This window comes from Antarcticibacterium sp. 1MA-6-2 (assembly GCF_021535135.1).
GTDB lineage: Bacteria > Bacteroidota > Bacteroidia > Flavobacteriales > Flavobacteriaceae > Gillisia.
Genome location: NZ_CP091036.1, coordinates 2469729 through 2485537 on the forward strand (window position 1 = coordinate 2469729; position 15809 = coordinate 2485537).

The window sequence follows — 15809 nt, forward strand, 5'->3', positions numbered from 1 at the left end:
TTTAATCTAATATAGTGGGCGAAAATAGTGTTTTTAGGTAAATTAAAAAACTTAATATTTGCAAAATATTAACGCCTGAAAGAATTTAATCCTTATCTCTTATTTCCAGCTCGACCAATTCAATTTTGGTGGTGGAAACCTCCAGGATCTTAATATGAAAGTCTTCAATATTCAACTCTTCAAACTGTTGCGGGATCTCTTCGGTAAAGTTTGTAATAAACCCTCCCAAAGTTTCATAGTTTTCTCCTTCCGGGATATCGAGTTTGTAGGTTTCGTTGAGATAATCTACTTCAAGACGTGCAGAAAATTTATAATGATCCTCTCCCAGCTTTTCTTCTATGAGAATTACAGGATCGTGTTCGTCTTCAATTTCTCCAAAAAGTTCCTCTACGATATCCTCAATAGTTATCATTCCACTTGTACCTCCATACTCATCGATAACCACAGCTATACTTTTCCTTTTTTTCATCAGGATATTGAGGACATCCTTCACCCACATTGTTTCAGGCACAAAAAGGACTAAGCAACAGGATAGATTTAAGTGTTTTTGGTCTTTTGAAAAGTTCGAAGGAGTGTATGTAACCAATGATATCATCAACGGTTTCATTAAATACCAGGATCTTTGAGAGGCCTGTATCTGTAAACTTCTGAACAAGATCCCCCGGAGCTGTAGTAAGATCTACAGCAACAATTTCTGTACGTGGAATCATCACTTCCCTTGCTTTTATATCTGAAAATTCCAGAGCATTCTGAAAGATCTGAATTTCAGAATCCACCTCTTCACTGGACTCTACTGTTTCCATTTGTTCACTAATGAAATTCCCCAGTTCTACCTTCGTAAAGGCAAGTTGTACCTCATCCCCGTCGGTTTTAAAAAAACGCTTCAGAATAAAATCTGAAATCCAGATCACAAAATCTGATACAAAGCTGAATAACAGATAGAACAAATAGGCCGGAATGGCAAAAAACTTCAGAAGAACATTCGAATATATCTGGAAGAAAACCTTTGGAAGAAATTCCGCAGTAAAAAGTATAACAAGCGTAGAAATAATAGTTTGAGTGAGTAAACTAAAGTCTACTATCAATAAACTTAAAAATTCATTTTGAATACGGTTGATAGCTGTAAAGCCAGTTCATTATGAGATCTCCCATAAAGAAACCATACACTACCAGCGCAATATTATTTCCCACCAGCATGGTGGCAATAAATTTTGAAGGTTTTTTTGTGAGCCGCTTTAAAACTGTAGCCAGGATCCCGCTTTGCCTCTTTTCTATTTCAATAAAAATTTTATTGGAGGAAACATAGGCTATTTCCATTCCCGAAAAGAACGCTGACAAAATTAATGTCACAATAATGATAAATATCTCGTACTGCATAGCGAACTAGCGGTTCCGTTCTTCTATTTTTCTCCTGAAGCGTCTTTTAAAGAAGAACATAAAAATTGCTACCACTACAAAGAAGGCAAAAATATAGGCCCTGTTTCTTTCGGTATTCCAAATCCTGATCGCTTCAAATAAAGACAGGGCTGCTATAAACAGGTATGCGTATTCAAAATATTTAAAAAACTTCATCATTTTTTGGTCTCCTCAATTACCTGCACTCCAATATTGGTACGCGAACGGAAATTAGTGAAATTTAAATCGGAATCAAAGCCCTGTCCCCTATTGCGGGCACCACTGGCAAAACTTATAGTATTAGCCCTGTCAGTAAAAACCCAGCCAAGATTTTGATCCCAGTAAAGTTGATCTGCCTCCAGTCTTGTACTGTCGCTTGTCACTAATACTACATTTCCCTGCAGGTCAATTAAATCTGTTTCGTCGTAAATAATCCCATAGTCTGCGGTAACCGTATTCTTTCGTCTCTCCTCATCAAAAAATTCAACTTCCACCCCATTGGGAAATTCCCGGTAAGGAAAAGGGAGATTGGTAAAGTCAAGCATTTTATCGCTTTTAAGGGTAGCTACCACACGACCGGAATCTGTATAGATCAAGTTTAGATTTTCACCTATAGCCTGAGGACTATCTCCGGGGTTTTCCAGTGCCCTTACTTTATTCAAATTACCCTCACATGAAAAAAGCATTGTCACAGTGATCACTGTGACAATGCCTGAAATTATTTTTTGATATGTAATCATTAATTTTACAATGCAGGTACTTTTACACTCTCTCCTATCCAACATCCTATGCTAATAGTCTCTCCTTGTTTTCCAGCCTGGAAAATTTCAGATTTTTGAGGAGCTCTACCTCTGTAGGCTGCAACGCTTTCATTTGCAGTACCACTCAAGGAAGGATCTACACGACTCTTGCAGCATAATCTGCAGCTAACCAGTAAACCGCTCTCTTATCAAAGGGATTGTCTCCACAGTTGTTGGCACTTTGAGCATACATATTTGCAATGTGTAAGTAAGCTCTACCATTAGATGGGTTTGTTTGAAGCGCCTTTCTATAAAAAGATCTAGCCTGGGAAAAATTACCTCCCTGTCTGTAATTGTTGGCAATTCTCATATATACTCTTGCCTTGTCACCTGGATCGGTTTCCAGTTCAGCACTTTCATTGTAATATTTCATAGCCTGAGAAGATTTACCTTCAGCCTCAGCCAACTGTCCTAAATACATTGCTGATTTTGCAGAAGGTTCAGCTTTGTGAAGTGCTTCAGAAACTTTAAAGAAGATTGGATCTTCAGTACAGTCTTTTTGAGACAATCTTTCAGATGCAATTCTCAACCATTGAACATCACCTTTTTTCTCTTCGAAATCTTTATTATAAAGTGGGATAAGGTTATCACAATCTGCTCTTTGACCTAACTTCGCATTCACACTTCCTTTAACCTGGCTGTATGCACTAAGGTTAATCTCTGCATTCTCTGCAAGTTTAGCTTCCTGGGCACTAAGCTTAGTACCTGCTTCCTGCTTTTCAACCAGAGGAGCAAGCATCTCTGCAAGTTTATTTTCTTCACTTTCAATTTTGCCTATGATCTCATCATAAAGCTCAAATACATCCTGAAGATCTCTTTTTCCTTCATCCTGTAAATCTACAAGTAGAGAAAAGTAAGCATAGATCCTTTTAGGACTGGTAAAGCTTTCAGGACTTCCTTTATAAGCTTCATCAAAAGCTTTGAACTGCTTTTCTTTAGTTCCTATTCCATTTTCATATTTCAACCAGGCAATATCTCCCTGAACTTCAGCAGCATTGGTTTTATTAGGGAAATGCTTAAGCCTTTCATTCATCAATTGTATATTCTCTTCAATAAGTTTATTCTTTTCGGCACCTTGTGCATTTTCAAGTTTATGCTTTAAAACACGATCAAGATATTGGAAAGTGGCAAGACTGTAGGTTGGACACTCATTTTTCACTTCCATTAATGGCTGATAAGCCTGATCGTATCTTTGTGCTTTTGCGTCGTCATATGCCAGGGCCGCTTTAGTAGCACAATCACCAGATTGTGCCTGCAGCACGCTTACTCAACAACACTCCGGAAAGGGCAATTACTAATTTAGTTTTCATTTTTTTGTTTTTATTGTGGTTAATCAAATCTACTTTGTACGAACCATCTATCATTTAGAGACAGACTCAAAGATAGCTTAAAAAAGTTTTCTTTTATTAAACCGGAATTTGTGGTACCGCGCTGTCCATACTCAAATCCGATGTTAGCATTAGAAAAATTTGCTCCTACAGGTAATCCTAATCCAAAAGATATGCCAAACTCGTTTATGCCCTCGTTATTCACATTTAACCCCGTCTCCTCATACCTTAGTCCGGCCCTGTAAACAATACGATTTATATAACTTGTAAGCGACGTATATTCAGGTACATAAAATCCTCCTAATCTATATTGAGCAGCATCTCCATAGAAATAATTCAGGTTGTTTAATCCCGTATCAAGATCAAAATTAGACGCTTGTAAATTTGTGTATTCTCCTCCTACAAACCAATGGTTTGGTCTTCCTACACCTAATCCCATGGTATATTGTGAAGGTAAGCCCACAGAAGTTTCGGGAAATGAGAGATTAGATTCCGCCGCAATTGCTTCCCCGCCCTGGGAATTAGTAACAACTGTAGCAGTATTCCTCATTCGCTCTGTGGTAATATCCATTTCGGGAGTATAAGTTGCTGCCGTATAAAGTCTCAACTTATTAGAAATATTTGTTTGATAATCTACTCCCAGGTCCAGATTAAACCCCCGTAAATCTGTTCTGTTAATAACACGGGTACCATACTGAACTCCCCTTTGAAGAGCAGTAAATTTATTCTGAACATTTCCGAAGTTATAATTTAGATCTACCCCAACACTAAGTCCCGGAGTGAAAGAATAGGCTGTAGTAAGATAAACCTTATTCATTCCTCCTCTTCCTGTATACCGATTTGAAGCATTTTCACTTTCTTCCAAGATCCGGTATCCCACGGAAGTGTATGGAATAAGACCAAACCCGAAGTTTAATTTTCCTGTAGGAATACCTATAGCAAGGTAGTCAAACGAAACATTTCTTGCGCTGCCGCTGTTGTCTTCACTCTTAAGATTGGTACTTGTAAGGCTACCTCCCACACTGTAAGTAGTCAATTTAAGTTTACCGTAAGAAGCAGGATTTCGCAGGTTGAGGTGGATACTGTCAGAAAATACAGTGAGACCTCCCATTGATTGATTTTCTACTGTTCCCCTAAATTTTGTTAGACCAATACCGTAGTAAGAATATGGTGAGGAATTTCCCTCTTGCGCAGCCGTAAGCACTGTAGATAATAAGGCCACGATTACTATAAATCGTTTAATCATTGAGATTTGTTAAATTCTAAAATAAAATTCAATCCTTGCAGGAGAAAATTTGAGTTGGCAAAGATGCTATTTTTTAATCTTTTACACAAAAATTGTGCATCGCCCCCTGTCAAAATTACTGTTAATTCTTTATTACAGCCCGATAAGCATCTATCATTCCGTCAATTTCTGCGGTAAGACCCATAATTGCTCCTGTGTGCATGCTGTTGCGGGTAGAATTTCCAATAAGAGAAACCTCCTCCTCCGGTTCTAATAACGGCAGTTTTTCAGTAAACGTATGCATGGCTTTATATCGCATATGTAAGCCCGGGGAGATTGCACCTCCAAAATATTCATTTTTACTATTCTTAAAGTCGTAAGTAACACAGCTGCTAAGCATCAATAACCAAAATATTTTCTTCCGGATACAATTTTGCCGCCGCCGAAACCAGAGCAATGCGATCCTGCCCCATTGTTGCAGGAGTTGAATACCTGTTGGTGAAAAGTTGAGGAAGATCCTGGTGGAGATTTATAACATGGAGCTTTTCCCGGAGCCTTTGTTCCCATTTTGTGGTAGACTTTACTACCGAAGATATCAATACATGCGTGATTTTTGGATGGGCCTGCAGCACTTCATCAATATTTTTTAAAAAATCCTGCTTTAAAGCGATTTTCTTTTTGATTAAGTTATCCCCCTGAAAGACAGCCGATTTTATAAGGGTATTACCCACATCGATTACCAGATTCATAGATTTTCATTAAAAAAGCCAAGGTACAAAAGCATTTTTTTAATTTTTCCTTTGTGGGTTAATAAAAATGAAATTATATTTGCACCCGCTTGACAGGCTTACAAGCTTTAAAGCAACTGGTGCCTTAGCTCAGTTGGTAGAGCAAAGGACTGAAAATCCTTGTGTCCCTGGTTCGATTCCTGGAGGCACCACTTAAAAACCCGCGACTCACGTTGCGGGTTTTTTTGTTGGTATAAATTAAATTTTTAGATCAAAACCTCACAGGTCTTCGAGACCTGTGAGGTTTAAGCTTAATTGGAGGTGAGACCAGGAATTGGTATTGCTTAATAAGATCCCGGTTCCTCTGGGATTAAACTGAATGGAAGCTCTATAACCATATTTTTAACCTCCTTAATCTATCCGGATTTTTATTTTTTCTCTAAGCTTTTTTACTATTTCCCCAGGTTAAAATCTTTGAAATAAGTTTAACTATTTCTCTTCACCCGGTGTTCCGTTTATTTTATAATTTTGGAAATAATCCTAAAAGAAGGAATTTTTCCTAATTATGAATAAGAGAGCCATCATACACCTGGACCTGGATACTTTTTTTGTTTCTGTAGAGCGATTAACTCATACAGAATTGCAGGATAAGCCATTAATCGTAGGTGGAATGGGAGATCGCGGGGTGGTGGCTGCTGCCAGTTATGAAACCAGAAAATTTGGGGTGCATTCGGGAATGGCCATGAAAGTAGCCCGTCAACTATGTCCTCACGCCACAGTTATAAAAGGAGATTCCGGCGTCTATACGAAGCATTCCCACACCGTTACTGAAATTATTAAGAGCAGGGTTCCCTCTTTTGAAAAGGCAAGTATTGATGAATTTTATGCAGATCTTTCTGGAATGGACAAATTTTTTGGGATCAGGAAATTTGCTCACGAATTAAGGCAAACCATTATTCAGGAAAGCGGGCTACCAATTTCCTTTGGATTGTCACAAAATAAAGTGGTTTCTAAAATTGCTACCGGGGAAGCAAAACCTAACAATGAGCGATATGTAGATAACGGAAAAGAAAAATCTTTCCTGGCTCCTCTTTCGGTTCGAAAAATACCTATGATAGGAAGTAAGACATTTCAAAAGTTGCTCAATCTGGGGATTCGGGAAATAAAAACAATCCAGGAAATGCTTAGTAGAAATGCTGGAAAGTGTTCTTGGGAAAAATGGAAGAGTGATCTGGAAAAGAGCTAATGGCATTGATGATTCACCTATTATTCCTTTTCACGAACGAAAATCCATTTCTGCTGAACGAACTTTTAACCGCGATACTACCGACATGTTTAAACTGCAGGCCACTCTGGCAGGAATGGCAGAAAACCTGGCTTATCAATTAAGACGGGGAAATAAACTCACTTCCTGTGTAAGTGTAAAAATCCGGTATTCCGATTTTCAAACTTATACTAAACAGTCTAAAATTCCCTATACCAGTGCCGATCATATCCTGATCCCAAAAATTGAAGAACTGTTCCGGCAATTATACAATCATGGAGTTGTTGATAAGGTTGATTGGAATAAAATACAGTGATCTCACCGGAGGACACTACCAGATAGATCTTTTTGATGATTCTGAAAAAATGCTGAATCTGTACAATGCTATGGATAGAATCAGGAACAGGTATGGAGAACACGCTGTGGCAAGAGTTTCAACAATAGGCGGTAATGACGTGAGCAGAATGAAAAATCCGTTCAATGGAGAGCCGCCAACACTGTATGCCCATAGACAACAATAGATAAGCGGATGTTTTTAAACTGTCATACCTATTATTCCCTGCGTTATGGAACTTTTCCAGTGGAAGATTTGTGCGAACTGGCCCGGGCTCAAAACGTACAAAGTCTTGCTGTAACTGATATTAATAATACTTCTGCCTGCTTAAAATTTATCAAAATTGCTTCAGAATACAATATTACACCCCTGATAGGAATTGACTTTAGGAATGGAGTTCAACAGCAGTACGTAGGAATAGCTAAGAACAATAAAGGGTTTAATCAATTGAACTAAGCATTTATCCCAACACCTACACAGCAAAAATAATTTTACAAATGAGGCCCCTCTCCTGCCGGACTGTTATATAATATATCCTTTTAAAAAGGTGCTTTTAGAGAACAAACTAAATTTTAAAGAAAATGAATACATAGGAGTTTCCGTAGAAAGCCTGCGGAAGCTAAAATTTTCCAAATATCTTGAATACAGGGAAAAACTGGTGCTGTTGCAAACGGTAAGTTTCCGAAGTAAAAGAGATTATAATGCACACCGCCTCCTAAGGGCCATAGATAATAATACCCTGCTCAGCAAGTTGCCCAAAAGTGAGGAAGGAAGCTTTTCCCAGCAAATGATCTCTCCAAAAATTATTAGATCTGAATTCAAGGATTATCCCCACATTCTGCAGAATACTGAAGACCTTACCCGTAATTGCCAGGTAAATTTTGGTTTTGGAGAAGCGCGGGAGAATAAAAATTTGAAAGTTTTTGGGCAGAATAAAAAAGCAGATGAAGAAGAGCTAAAGAAATTGTGTTATGAGAAGCTCTCCCAACGTTATCCACACACTTCAGAAGAAGTTTATCAACGGGTAAAAAAAGAATTAAAAGCCATTATTAACCTGGGCTATGTTTCTTTTTTCCTGATCAATTATGACATTATTCGCTATGCAAGATCACAGGCTTATCCTTATATAGGAAGAGGTAGCGGTGCCAATTCGATCGTGGCTTACATTATTGGAATTACCAATGTAGATCCTATTGAACTGGATCTTTATTTTGAGCGCTTTATCAATGCCCATCGCAATTCTCCACCCGATTTTGATATCGATTTTTCCTGGAAACACAAGCAGGACGTGACAAATTATATCTTCAGGACCTATAAACACACTGCTCTTATGGGAACTTATGTGACTTTTAAACGACGGGCAGTGGTGAGAGAGCTGGGCAAGGTTCTGGGACTGCCAAAAGAGAATCTCGACAAACTCTCTGCAGGATATTTTGATTACAACCAGCTGGACCACCTGGAAAAATTGGTGCTTAGGTACAGTAGATTAATAGCAGGCTTTCCCAATTATATAAGTGTACATTCAGGTGGGATATTGATCCTGGATGATTCCGTACACAATTATGCAAGTACTTTTATGCCGCCCAAAGGTTTTCGTACGGTGCAAATAGATATGAACATTAGTGAAGACGTGGGAATCCATAAATTTGATATTCTGGCTCAAAGAGGCTTGTCCAAAATAACAGATGCCCTTGAGATCATCAGGCAAAATCAACCGGGGGCGGTCATTGAAGATATAGAAAACACCCGGGTCTTTAAAGAGGATCCCGCAATTAATCACCTTCTAAAAACAGGAGATTGTATGGGCGTTTTTTATGTAGAATCTCCTGCTATGCGGGGACTAATGATCAAATTACAAACCAACAGCTACATTGAACTGGTCGCGGCGAGTTCTATCATTAGGCCGGGGGTTTCCAATGGTGGGATGAAAGAAGAGTATATTCAACGTCACCGTAATCCCGAGCAACGTAAAGTAGCCCACCCTGTTCTCTTTGAGATTTTAGCCGAAACTTATGGAGTAATGGTCTACCAGGAAGATGTTCTTAAAATAGCTCACTACTTTGCAGGATTGTCTTATGATGAAGCCGATATTTTAAGACGGGGAATGAGTGGCAAGAAAACTTCTAAAGGGCAAATAGCGAGGATTGAATCCAAATTCAGAAGTAATTGCAGAAAAAAAGGATATTCAGAGCAATTGATCAATGAAGTATGGGAGCAGATTTTCTCCTTTGCAGGCTACGCATTTCCGAAAGGACATTCGGCCTCTTACGCGGTAGAAAGTTATCAAAGCCTTTATTTAAAAAAGTACTTTCCGCTGGAATTTATGGTGGCTGCACTTAACAATGGCGGGGGATTTTATGATGTAGAAACCTATATTCAGGAAATACGCAAATGTGGCGGTATGGTTCACGCTCCCTGTATTAACAACAGCGACCATCCTAATGTGATCTATGGTAAGGACATTTATCTGGGCCTGGGCCATATTAAAGAACTGGAAATAAAGGTGATCCAGCGCATTCTGGAAAACCTAAGCAGTTTTTTGGACCTTTTAAATCTTTAGATGACTTTACTGACCGTCTTGATATTTCTATTGAACAGCTGAGTATTTTATTAAAAATTGGTGCTTTTAGATTTACCGGGCTGGATAAATATCATTTGTTGTGGAAAGCTCATTTTAAGCTGAACAAAAATAGGTTAAAAACCAATCAGTAAGTACTGTTCCGGCCGAAACATAAAGATTTTGATTTGCCCGAATTTCTAATTTCTGAAGTAGTGGAAGCTTACGACCAGATGGAACTTTTGGGATTTCCCCTCTGTAGTCATTTTGAATTACTGAAAAACCCACTGCAATCTTCTGTAAAAGCAAAAGAGCTGAAGAACTTTATTGGTAAGGATGTACAGATATACGGGAACCTCATTACCACAAAAAGAACCCCGACGGTGAATGGTAAATTCATGTGTTTTAGTACTTTTTATGATATAGACGGGCAGGTTTTTGATATTGTTCAGTTTCCAGGAGTAGCTGAAAAATATCCTATCCGAACCAAAGGGATATTTCTTTGCTATGGAAAAGTAGTAGAAGAATTAGATTATATATCTCTAAATCTCAAGTGGATTTCCCGGCAGGAAACAATTGGAGATCCCCGGTTTATTGATCTTCCTAAATTCTCCCCCGCCAGGCCAAAACTTCACGCGCATTAAGGCAATGAAAGTTTTTAAGCTGCCCTTAATCCTGAAATTAAAAATTCATAACCTGCAAATGACCTTTATTCACTCTTTAAGCTGAATTGCTTCTGCTTAAACAGAGAATGACACTTATTTCTTCAGGTACATATTCCCATTGATAGTACTCAACTGAAGGTGGCTAGCTCCACTTCCGGTATTTCTTTCAATGTTCTGCCCTATCATAGTTTTGGCAGAAGAAAATTCAATAGTTTCATCAGCATAGATGTTGCCATGAATGGTTTCAGCTTTCATATTTGAATCTCCTAAAGAGATATTGATCTCTCCATTAATTGTGTTCAAATCAAGATTTCCCGCATATTTGTCAATATTGATATTTCCGTTGATCAGGTCTGCCGAGAAGTTGCTAGGTGATGACTTCCGAATACAAATTTCCATTAATACTGCTAATTTTGACCTCAGCACCTTCAGGAATATAAATAACATAATTAAAAGTATATTCCATTTCGTCGGTAATGATAATTTGATCACCACTGTAGGTAACATTATTGTTTTTAGGCTTTTTATCAGAATCTTCTGCTTTCCCGGGATAGTTCCTTCTGTAATCTTTTTGCCACTCTTTAAACAGAGGCTCAGCATTAGAAATAACTTCGATGCGGTCGTTACTCTCTTCGATATTCAGCTCATAAAGATCCAGGTATTTCCCTTCAGACATTGTAAGATCTGCCTTTACATATACGGTATTTTTATCCCAGGTTTTTAATTCAATTTCCGAAGCAAAAGGAACTTCAATATTGATCTCCTGATTTTTGTAATTGATGTTTTTTTCTATAATGCGTTGAGCCTGTGTTGAGAAACTAATAAAGCTCAAAATAAATAGTACGGCTAAATTTTTCATAGTTGTTGGTGTTTATTATTTCTTTCTTAGCAGAATATTTCCGGTGGCAGAGTTTAGCTGAATGGTCCCACCTCCTCCATTGAGGGTTCCTTTGACCTTGGGAGCCGAGACGGCTTTTAGCCCTCCTTTATCAGGTAACTGAAGATCAAAATCGGTATAGATCTCTCCCATTGTAGAGTTCATTGTTATTGTAGCGGGAGTATTCCCGGGCAGGCTTATGTCAAGATCTCCTGTTGCTGTTGTGATCGTTGTTGGAGATGTGGTATTTAATTTTGTAAAAATAACAGTGACGAGTCCGGTGTTAGAATTTACGGTTAAAGGGCTAAGTCACATCTTTTATTGTTATGCTTCCCACCACTTCTGCCGTTGCTTCTACTTCCCCAGTAAAACCCGTGATTTCAATATCATTAAGAGCCATGCTCTTTACTGCAATGTTTTGATTAGCCGGAAGAAAAATTTCAGCCTTTCCCTCCTTCCGAAGATTTCTTACCAGTAATGTATTGCCTTTTTGCTCCACCATAAAACCAACATTAGTATTGTCAGTCCCCCCTTCTCCCACTAACCTCAGGCCTTTCGCCTGTTCTGGTATTTCAACATTTTTTCCTGCTTTAATAAGTAATTGGTTATTGTTTTGTGTTTTTACAACAACATCTGTTTTAGATTCTATTTGCACCCGTTCAATGCCATTAAGGGATTTTGTAAAATCGTTCTGAGCATTCACCGTGAGGCATATAAAGCAGGTGAAGATAATTGATACTATATTTTTCATATTTTTTTATTTTATTATTAGACTATGCTGGGTAATAATGCTTTTATCTGGTCCTTCACAAAAGGCTCTGTTTCCTCCTTTTGAAGTAAGTTTTTCATAGGCTCTACCGCCTGTTTCTCCTGAATTTTCACCAAAACCTGAATAAGGGAAATCTGTATAACAGGATCATTTTCTGTTTTTAACGCGGTAATTAAATTGTCTTTCACCTCTTCTGAAGTACTGAACTTTGCCAGTGCTTCCACGGCCGCAAGTCTTACGTTCTTGTTCTCATCGTAGAGCATCTTGTTAATCAGGACTTTCAGAATATCTTCATCTAAATCTTCAAAATCCTCAAAATAGTTTACTCCCTGGATTCGTTTACTTGCAGACTCATTTGTTATTAAGGAAAGCATTGCAATTCGCTGTTCAGATTCACCGGAATCTTCCAAGACAACTACTGGTTCATTAGAAGACTTTTGTTCCATTAAGCGTCCTGCCTCAAAAGAGATAAAGAGAACAACTATTGCTGCTGCGATCTTCAGGATCTCTTTATAAGGGAAAGAGGTTCTCTTTTCTTGAATTTCAGCCTTTTCTCTTTCTAACATAGCGGAGAAACTGGCTTTTATGTTTGGCGATGGCTCTACCTCCTTTTCGTTCAAAAACTGTCTTTCTAGCTCGAGAAATTGTTCAAGCTCATTTCGACATTCTGCACACTGCTCAAGATGCTTCTTCACTTCCAAAATTTGATCCTCCTCAAGGAGGCTTTCCTGGTATTCCGGAATAAGATGTTTTATGTGTTCAGGCTTCATTTCCTACTGTTTTAAAATAAATTTCTTTCAGTTTTTTTAGTGCCCGGCTGGTTTTTGTTTTCACCGCGCCGGGAGTACTTCCCACAATTTCAGCTATCTCCTGGTGACTTATATTTTGAAGCTTATGAAGGACGAGTAGTTCTTTATCTTCAGGATTCAGTAGATCAAGTGCTTTTTGGAGCTGACTGTAATCTTCCTTTTCCCCATCCTCTTCCTCAGGCAGATTTTCGTAATGAGAAATCTTTAGCAATACATGGTCCTGATTTCTTCTGAAATGAGTGGCGAGACTATTTCTGGCGATGGTAAACATCCATGAAATAAATTTGCCGTCATTATAAGAGTTTCTATACTTCAAAACTTTGTAGAACACCTCCTGAGTTAGATCTTCACTCAACATCCTGTCACCAGACATTTTATATAAAAAATTAAAGACGTGCTTATGATGCTTAAGTCAAAAGAATCCGCAGGACCTCGAGGTTATTTCCTGCGACTTCTTTCATCAAATTCTCGTCTGTTAGATCCTTGTACAAATTTCTTTTTTGATGGTGTTTTATAAATATATAGTCACAAACTTCTCAAAGGTTACAGTGGGAGGAACTTTTTTTTTCAGAAAAATAGATCTTTTAGTACCTGAAAACTCGCAGGCCCTGTAAATGCTGATCCAGCTGTAAATAAATCTGAAGTAATAAAGTTGAAAGTAAATTCCGTTTAGGGGAAATTTTGGAGAAAAAGAGATGTCGCCACTAATGCACTAATGTTTTTATTGGGTTTTATAATCTCCTTACAAGAGTACACCATAGAAATTTAACTGTGCAGTAGTGCCAAATCTTTTAAGATCCGGAAAGTAGCTGGAGTTTCCGAACATCCCGGAGATCATCCTTGAACAGTGAAAACTAAAAAAATAATTCGTGCATTAGTGGCCATTTTTTAGATCCGGCAAGCAAGAAATAGCATAACAATCCGGAGAAAATTTTAAACAAGTGAAAACTAAAAAAATAATTCGTGCCTTAGTGGCCATTTTTTAGATCTGGCAAGCAAGAGTAGCAGAACAATCCGGAGAAAATCTTAAACAAGTGGAAACTATAGATAAATATTCGTGCATTAGTGGCTATTTTTTAAATCCGGCAAGTAAGGATAGCATAACCATCCGGAGAAAATTTTAAACAATTGGAAACTATAGAACAATATTCGTGCATTAGTGGCTATTTTTTAGATCCAGCAAGCAAGAGTAGCAGACAATCCGGAGATAATTTTCAACTTTGAAAACAAAAGATTTAACTTTCCGCTGTTGAAAGGCAAAAAAGATTGCAATTTCTTAATACAGAATACATAAATGAAAAATATCCTGCCGAAGAAAATTATATATTTATAGGCTGATTCATTTTTAAATGAAGTTTAGTTCATTTCAGTTTTAAAATTTATATCAGCTGCACAGGATAATTCTTATTACTATAACAACTTAAAATTTATCAAAATGGACAAAATTGTTTCTATTGTATTTATTGCTTTTATGGGTGCTGCTGTTTCGGCTCAGACCACTTGGAAGCCGGACAAAGCTCACTCCCAGGTTAGCTTCGCAATCACCCACCTGGGAATTTCAGAAATTGAAGGTTCCTTTGACTCCTTTGAAGCAACTATTAATGCTACCAAAGAAGATTTTAGTGATGCTGATTATGACGTAGAAATAGACGCTTCATCTATTAATACCGGAGTAGGCCGGAGAGATGATCATTTGCGCAATCCAGATTTCTTTAACGTGGAAAACAACCCAAAGATCACTTTCAAGGGAAAGGCTACTGAAAAAATTTCTGACGGAAAATATAAAGTCAGCGGTGACCTCACTATGAATGGAGTTACAAAACCTGTGACTCTGGAGATCTGGCATAGGGGAACTATTGAAAATCAAAAAGGAGAAAAAGTTGCCGGACTAAAGATCACCGGAAAAGTAAACCGCTCTAATTTTAATTTAGGCCCTAAGTTTCCGGAAGCAGTTTTAAGTGACGAGGTTCTGTTAGAAGCTGATGGGGAATTTAAGAAGCAGTAGCTTCTTTACAACATAATTAATTTAATGCCTCTATTCTCATTAAGAAAGAGGCATTTTTTATTTGCATTAGAAGAGGGTTTCTGCTCCCGAAAACCCTTCCGTCATTCCTGCGGAATGCCACCTTCCCTTGAAAAGGGAAGGAGCTCTTAAAATTTTTCTTTTATACTAGAGACCTCTAAAGGCTCCCCTCCTTTTAAAGGAGAGGTGGATCCCGCCCAGGCGGGAGACGGGGTGGTTCCTCGTGAGTTCCAAATATTTCGTTAGTGTCAGCTAATTTACGATAAAGGATTTAGAGTAAAGTTTCTCGATTTAAACTGAATAAATTGAACCTCCCGCAGCTTGCTCATAGTTAATAGATAAATTTCCCCCGCCAGGCAACCCTTCCGTCATTCCTGCGGAATGCCACCTTCCCTTGAAGAGGGAAGGAGCTCTTGAAATTTTTCTTTTATACTAGAGACCTTTAAAGGCTCCCCTCCTTTTAAAGGAGGGGTGAATCCCGCCCAGGCGGGAGACGGGGTGGTTCCTAATGAGTTCCAAATATTTTGTAAGTGCCAGCTAATTTGCGATGAAGGATTTAGAGTAAAGTTTCTCGATTTAAACTGGATAAATTGAACTCCCGCAACTTGCTCCTGGTTAAAAGATGATTTTCCCCCGCCAGGCAACCCTTCCGTCATTCCTGCGGAATGCCACCTTCCCTTGAAAAGGGAAGGAGCTCTTGAAATTTTTCTTTTATACTATAGACCTTTAAAGGCTCCCCTCCTTTTAAAGGAGGGGGGGTGGATCCCGCCACAGGCGGGAGACGGGGTGGTTCCTCGTGAGTTCCAAATATTTTGTAAGTGCCAGCTAATTTGCGATGAAGGATTTAGAGTAAAGTTTCTCGTTTAAACTGGATAAATTGAACTCCCGCAACTTGCTCCTCGTTAAAAGATGATTTTCCCCCGCCAGGCAACCCTTCCGTCATTCCTGCGGAATGCCACCTTCCCTTGAAGAGGGAAGGAGCTCTTGAAATTTTTCTTTTATACTAGAGACCTTTAAAGGCTCCCCTCCTTTTAA

13 protein-coding genes, 1 tRNA gene and 3 pseudogenes are annotated in these 15809 nt (G+C 38.4%); 4 read left to right on the forward strand and 13 right to left on the reverse strand.

What is annotated here, in order from left to right:
• Positions 1-85: 85 nt before the first annotated feature.
• The 7 genes and pseudogenes from LZ575_RS12550 to LZ575_RS23705 form a co-directional block, all read right to left on the reverse strand.
• Positions 86-1377 (reverse strand): annotated as a pseudogene (locus LZ575_RS12550) (hemolysin family protein).
• A gap of 6 nt (positions 1378-1383) precedes the next feature.
• On the reverse strand, positions 1384-1575 hold the full coding sequence (locus LZ575_RS12555; RefSeq protein ID WP_235324889.1) for a hypothetical protein: 192 nt from the start codon (positions 1573-1575) through the stop codon (positions 1384-1386).
• The gene (gene lptC / locus LZ575_RS12560; RefSeq protein WP_235324890.1) at positions 1572-2135 is read right to left on the reverse strand and encodes an LPS export ABC transporter periplasmic protein LptC; all 564 of its coding nucleotides are present in this window, start codon (positions 2133-2135) and stop codon (positions 1572-1574) included. The genes LZ575_RS12555 and lptC overlap by 4 nt, the downstream gene beginning before the upstream one ends.
• A 157-nt stretch (positions 2136-2292) precedes the next feature.
• Positions 2293-3456 carry a tetratricopeptide repeat protein gene (locus LZ575_RS12565; protein WP_235324891.1) on the reverse strand — a complete coding sequence of 388 codons (1164 nt, stop codon included), beginning with the start codon at positions 3454-3456 and terminating at the stop codon, positions 2293-2295.
• A 68-nt stretch (positions 3457-3524) separates the two neighbouring features.
• Positions 3525-4769, reverse strand: coding sequence for an outer membrane protein transport protein (locus LZ575_RS12570; RefSeq protein WP_235324892.1), 1245 nt, complete (start codon positions 4767-4769; stop codon positions 3525-3527).
• Between the two features lie 121 nt (positions 4770-4890).
• A complete protein-coding gene (locus LZ575_RS23700; RefSeq protein ID WP_311195769.1) occupies positions 4891-5148 on the reverse strand; it encodes a type III pantothenate kinase in 258 nt (85 codons plus the stop codon).
• On the reverse strand, positions 5141-5497 hold the full coding sequence (locus tag LZ575_RS23705; protein ID WP_311195770.1) for a type III pantothenate kinase: 357 nt from the start codon (positions 5495-5497) through the stop codon (positions 5141-5143). Before LZ575_RS23705 ends, LZ575_RS23700 begins: the two co-directional genes overlap by 8 nt.
• Positions 5498-5615: 118 nt before the next feature.
• Between LZ575_RS23705 and LZ575_RS12580 the strand changes: the two genes are divergently transcribed.
• From LZ575_RS12580 to LZ575_RS12590, 3 genes and pseudogenes are all read left to right on the forward strand, one after another.
• Positions 5616-5688, forward strand: a tRNA-Phe gene (locus tag LZ575_RS12580).
• A gap of 353 nt (positions 5689-6041) precedes the next feature.
• Positions 6042-7261 (forward strand): annotated as a pseudogene (dinB, locus tag LZ575_RS12585) (DNA polymerase IV).
• 8 nt (positions 7262-7269) lie between these two features.
• Positions 7270-10275 (forward strand): annotated as a pseudogene (locus LZ575_RS12590) (DNA polymerase III subunit alpha).
• Between the two features lie 114 nt (positions 10276-10389).
• On the opposite strand, the gene LZ575_RS12595 reads toward LZ575_RS12590, so the two are convergent.
• The 6 genes from LZ575_RS12595 to LZ575_RS12620 all read right to left on the reverse strand — a co-directional run bounded on the left by LZ575_RS12595 (position 10390) and on the right by LZ575_RS12620 (position 13124).
• A complete protein-coding gene (locus LZ575_RS12595; protein WP_235324893.1) occupies positions 10390-10695 on the reverse strand; it encodes a hypothetical protein in 306 nt (101 codons plus the stop codon).
• The gene (locus LZ575_RS12600; RefSeq protein ID WP_235324894.1) at positions 10664-11155 is read right to left on the reverse strand and encodes a hypothetical protein; all 492 of its coding nucleotides are present in this window, start codon (positions 11153-11155) and stop codon (positions 10664-10666) included. Before LZ575_RS12600 ends, LZ575_RS12595 begins: the two co-directional genes overlap by 32 nt.
• A 15-nt stretch (positions 11156-11170) precedes the next feature.
• Positions 11171-11338 (reverse strand): hypothetical protein, encoded by a 168-nt coding sequence (locus LZ575_RS12605; protein WP_235324895.1) that lies wholly within the window; start codon positions 11336-11338, stop codon positions 11171-11173.
• A 139-nt stretch (positions 11339-11477) separates the two neighbouring features.
• Positions 11478-11924 (reverse strand): hypothetical protein, encoded by a 447-nt coding sequence (locus LZ575_RS12610; protein WP_235324896.1) that lies wholly within the window; start codon positions 11922-11924, stop codon positions 11478-11480.
• Positions 11925-11941: 17 nt separating this feature from the next.
• Entirely contained in the window at positions 11942-12712 is a 771-nt protein-coding gene (locus LZ575_RS12615; protein WP_235324897.1) for a HEAT repeat domain-containing protein, read from the reverse strand.
• Complete coding sequence (locus LZ575_RS12620) at positions 12702-13124, reverse strand: RNA polymerase sigma factor (protein WP_235324898.1); 423 nt, start codon at positions 13122-13124, stop codon at positions 12702-12704. The genes LZ575_RS12615 and LZ575_RS12620 overlap by 11 nt, the downstream gene beginning before the upstream one ends.
• Positions 13125-14186: 1062 nt before the next feature.
• Here LZ575_RS12620 and LZ575_RS12625 point away from each other — a divergent pair.
• Positions 14187-14756, forward strand: a complete 570-nt coding sequence (locus LZ575_RS12625; protein WP_235324899.1) for a YceI family protein — start codon at positions 14187-14189, stop codon at positions 14754-14756.
• Positions 14757-15809: the final 1053 nt, after the last annotated feature.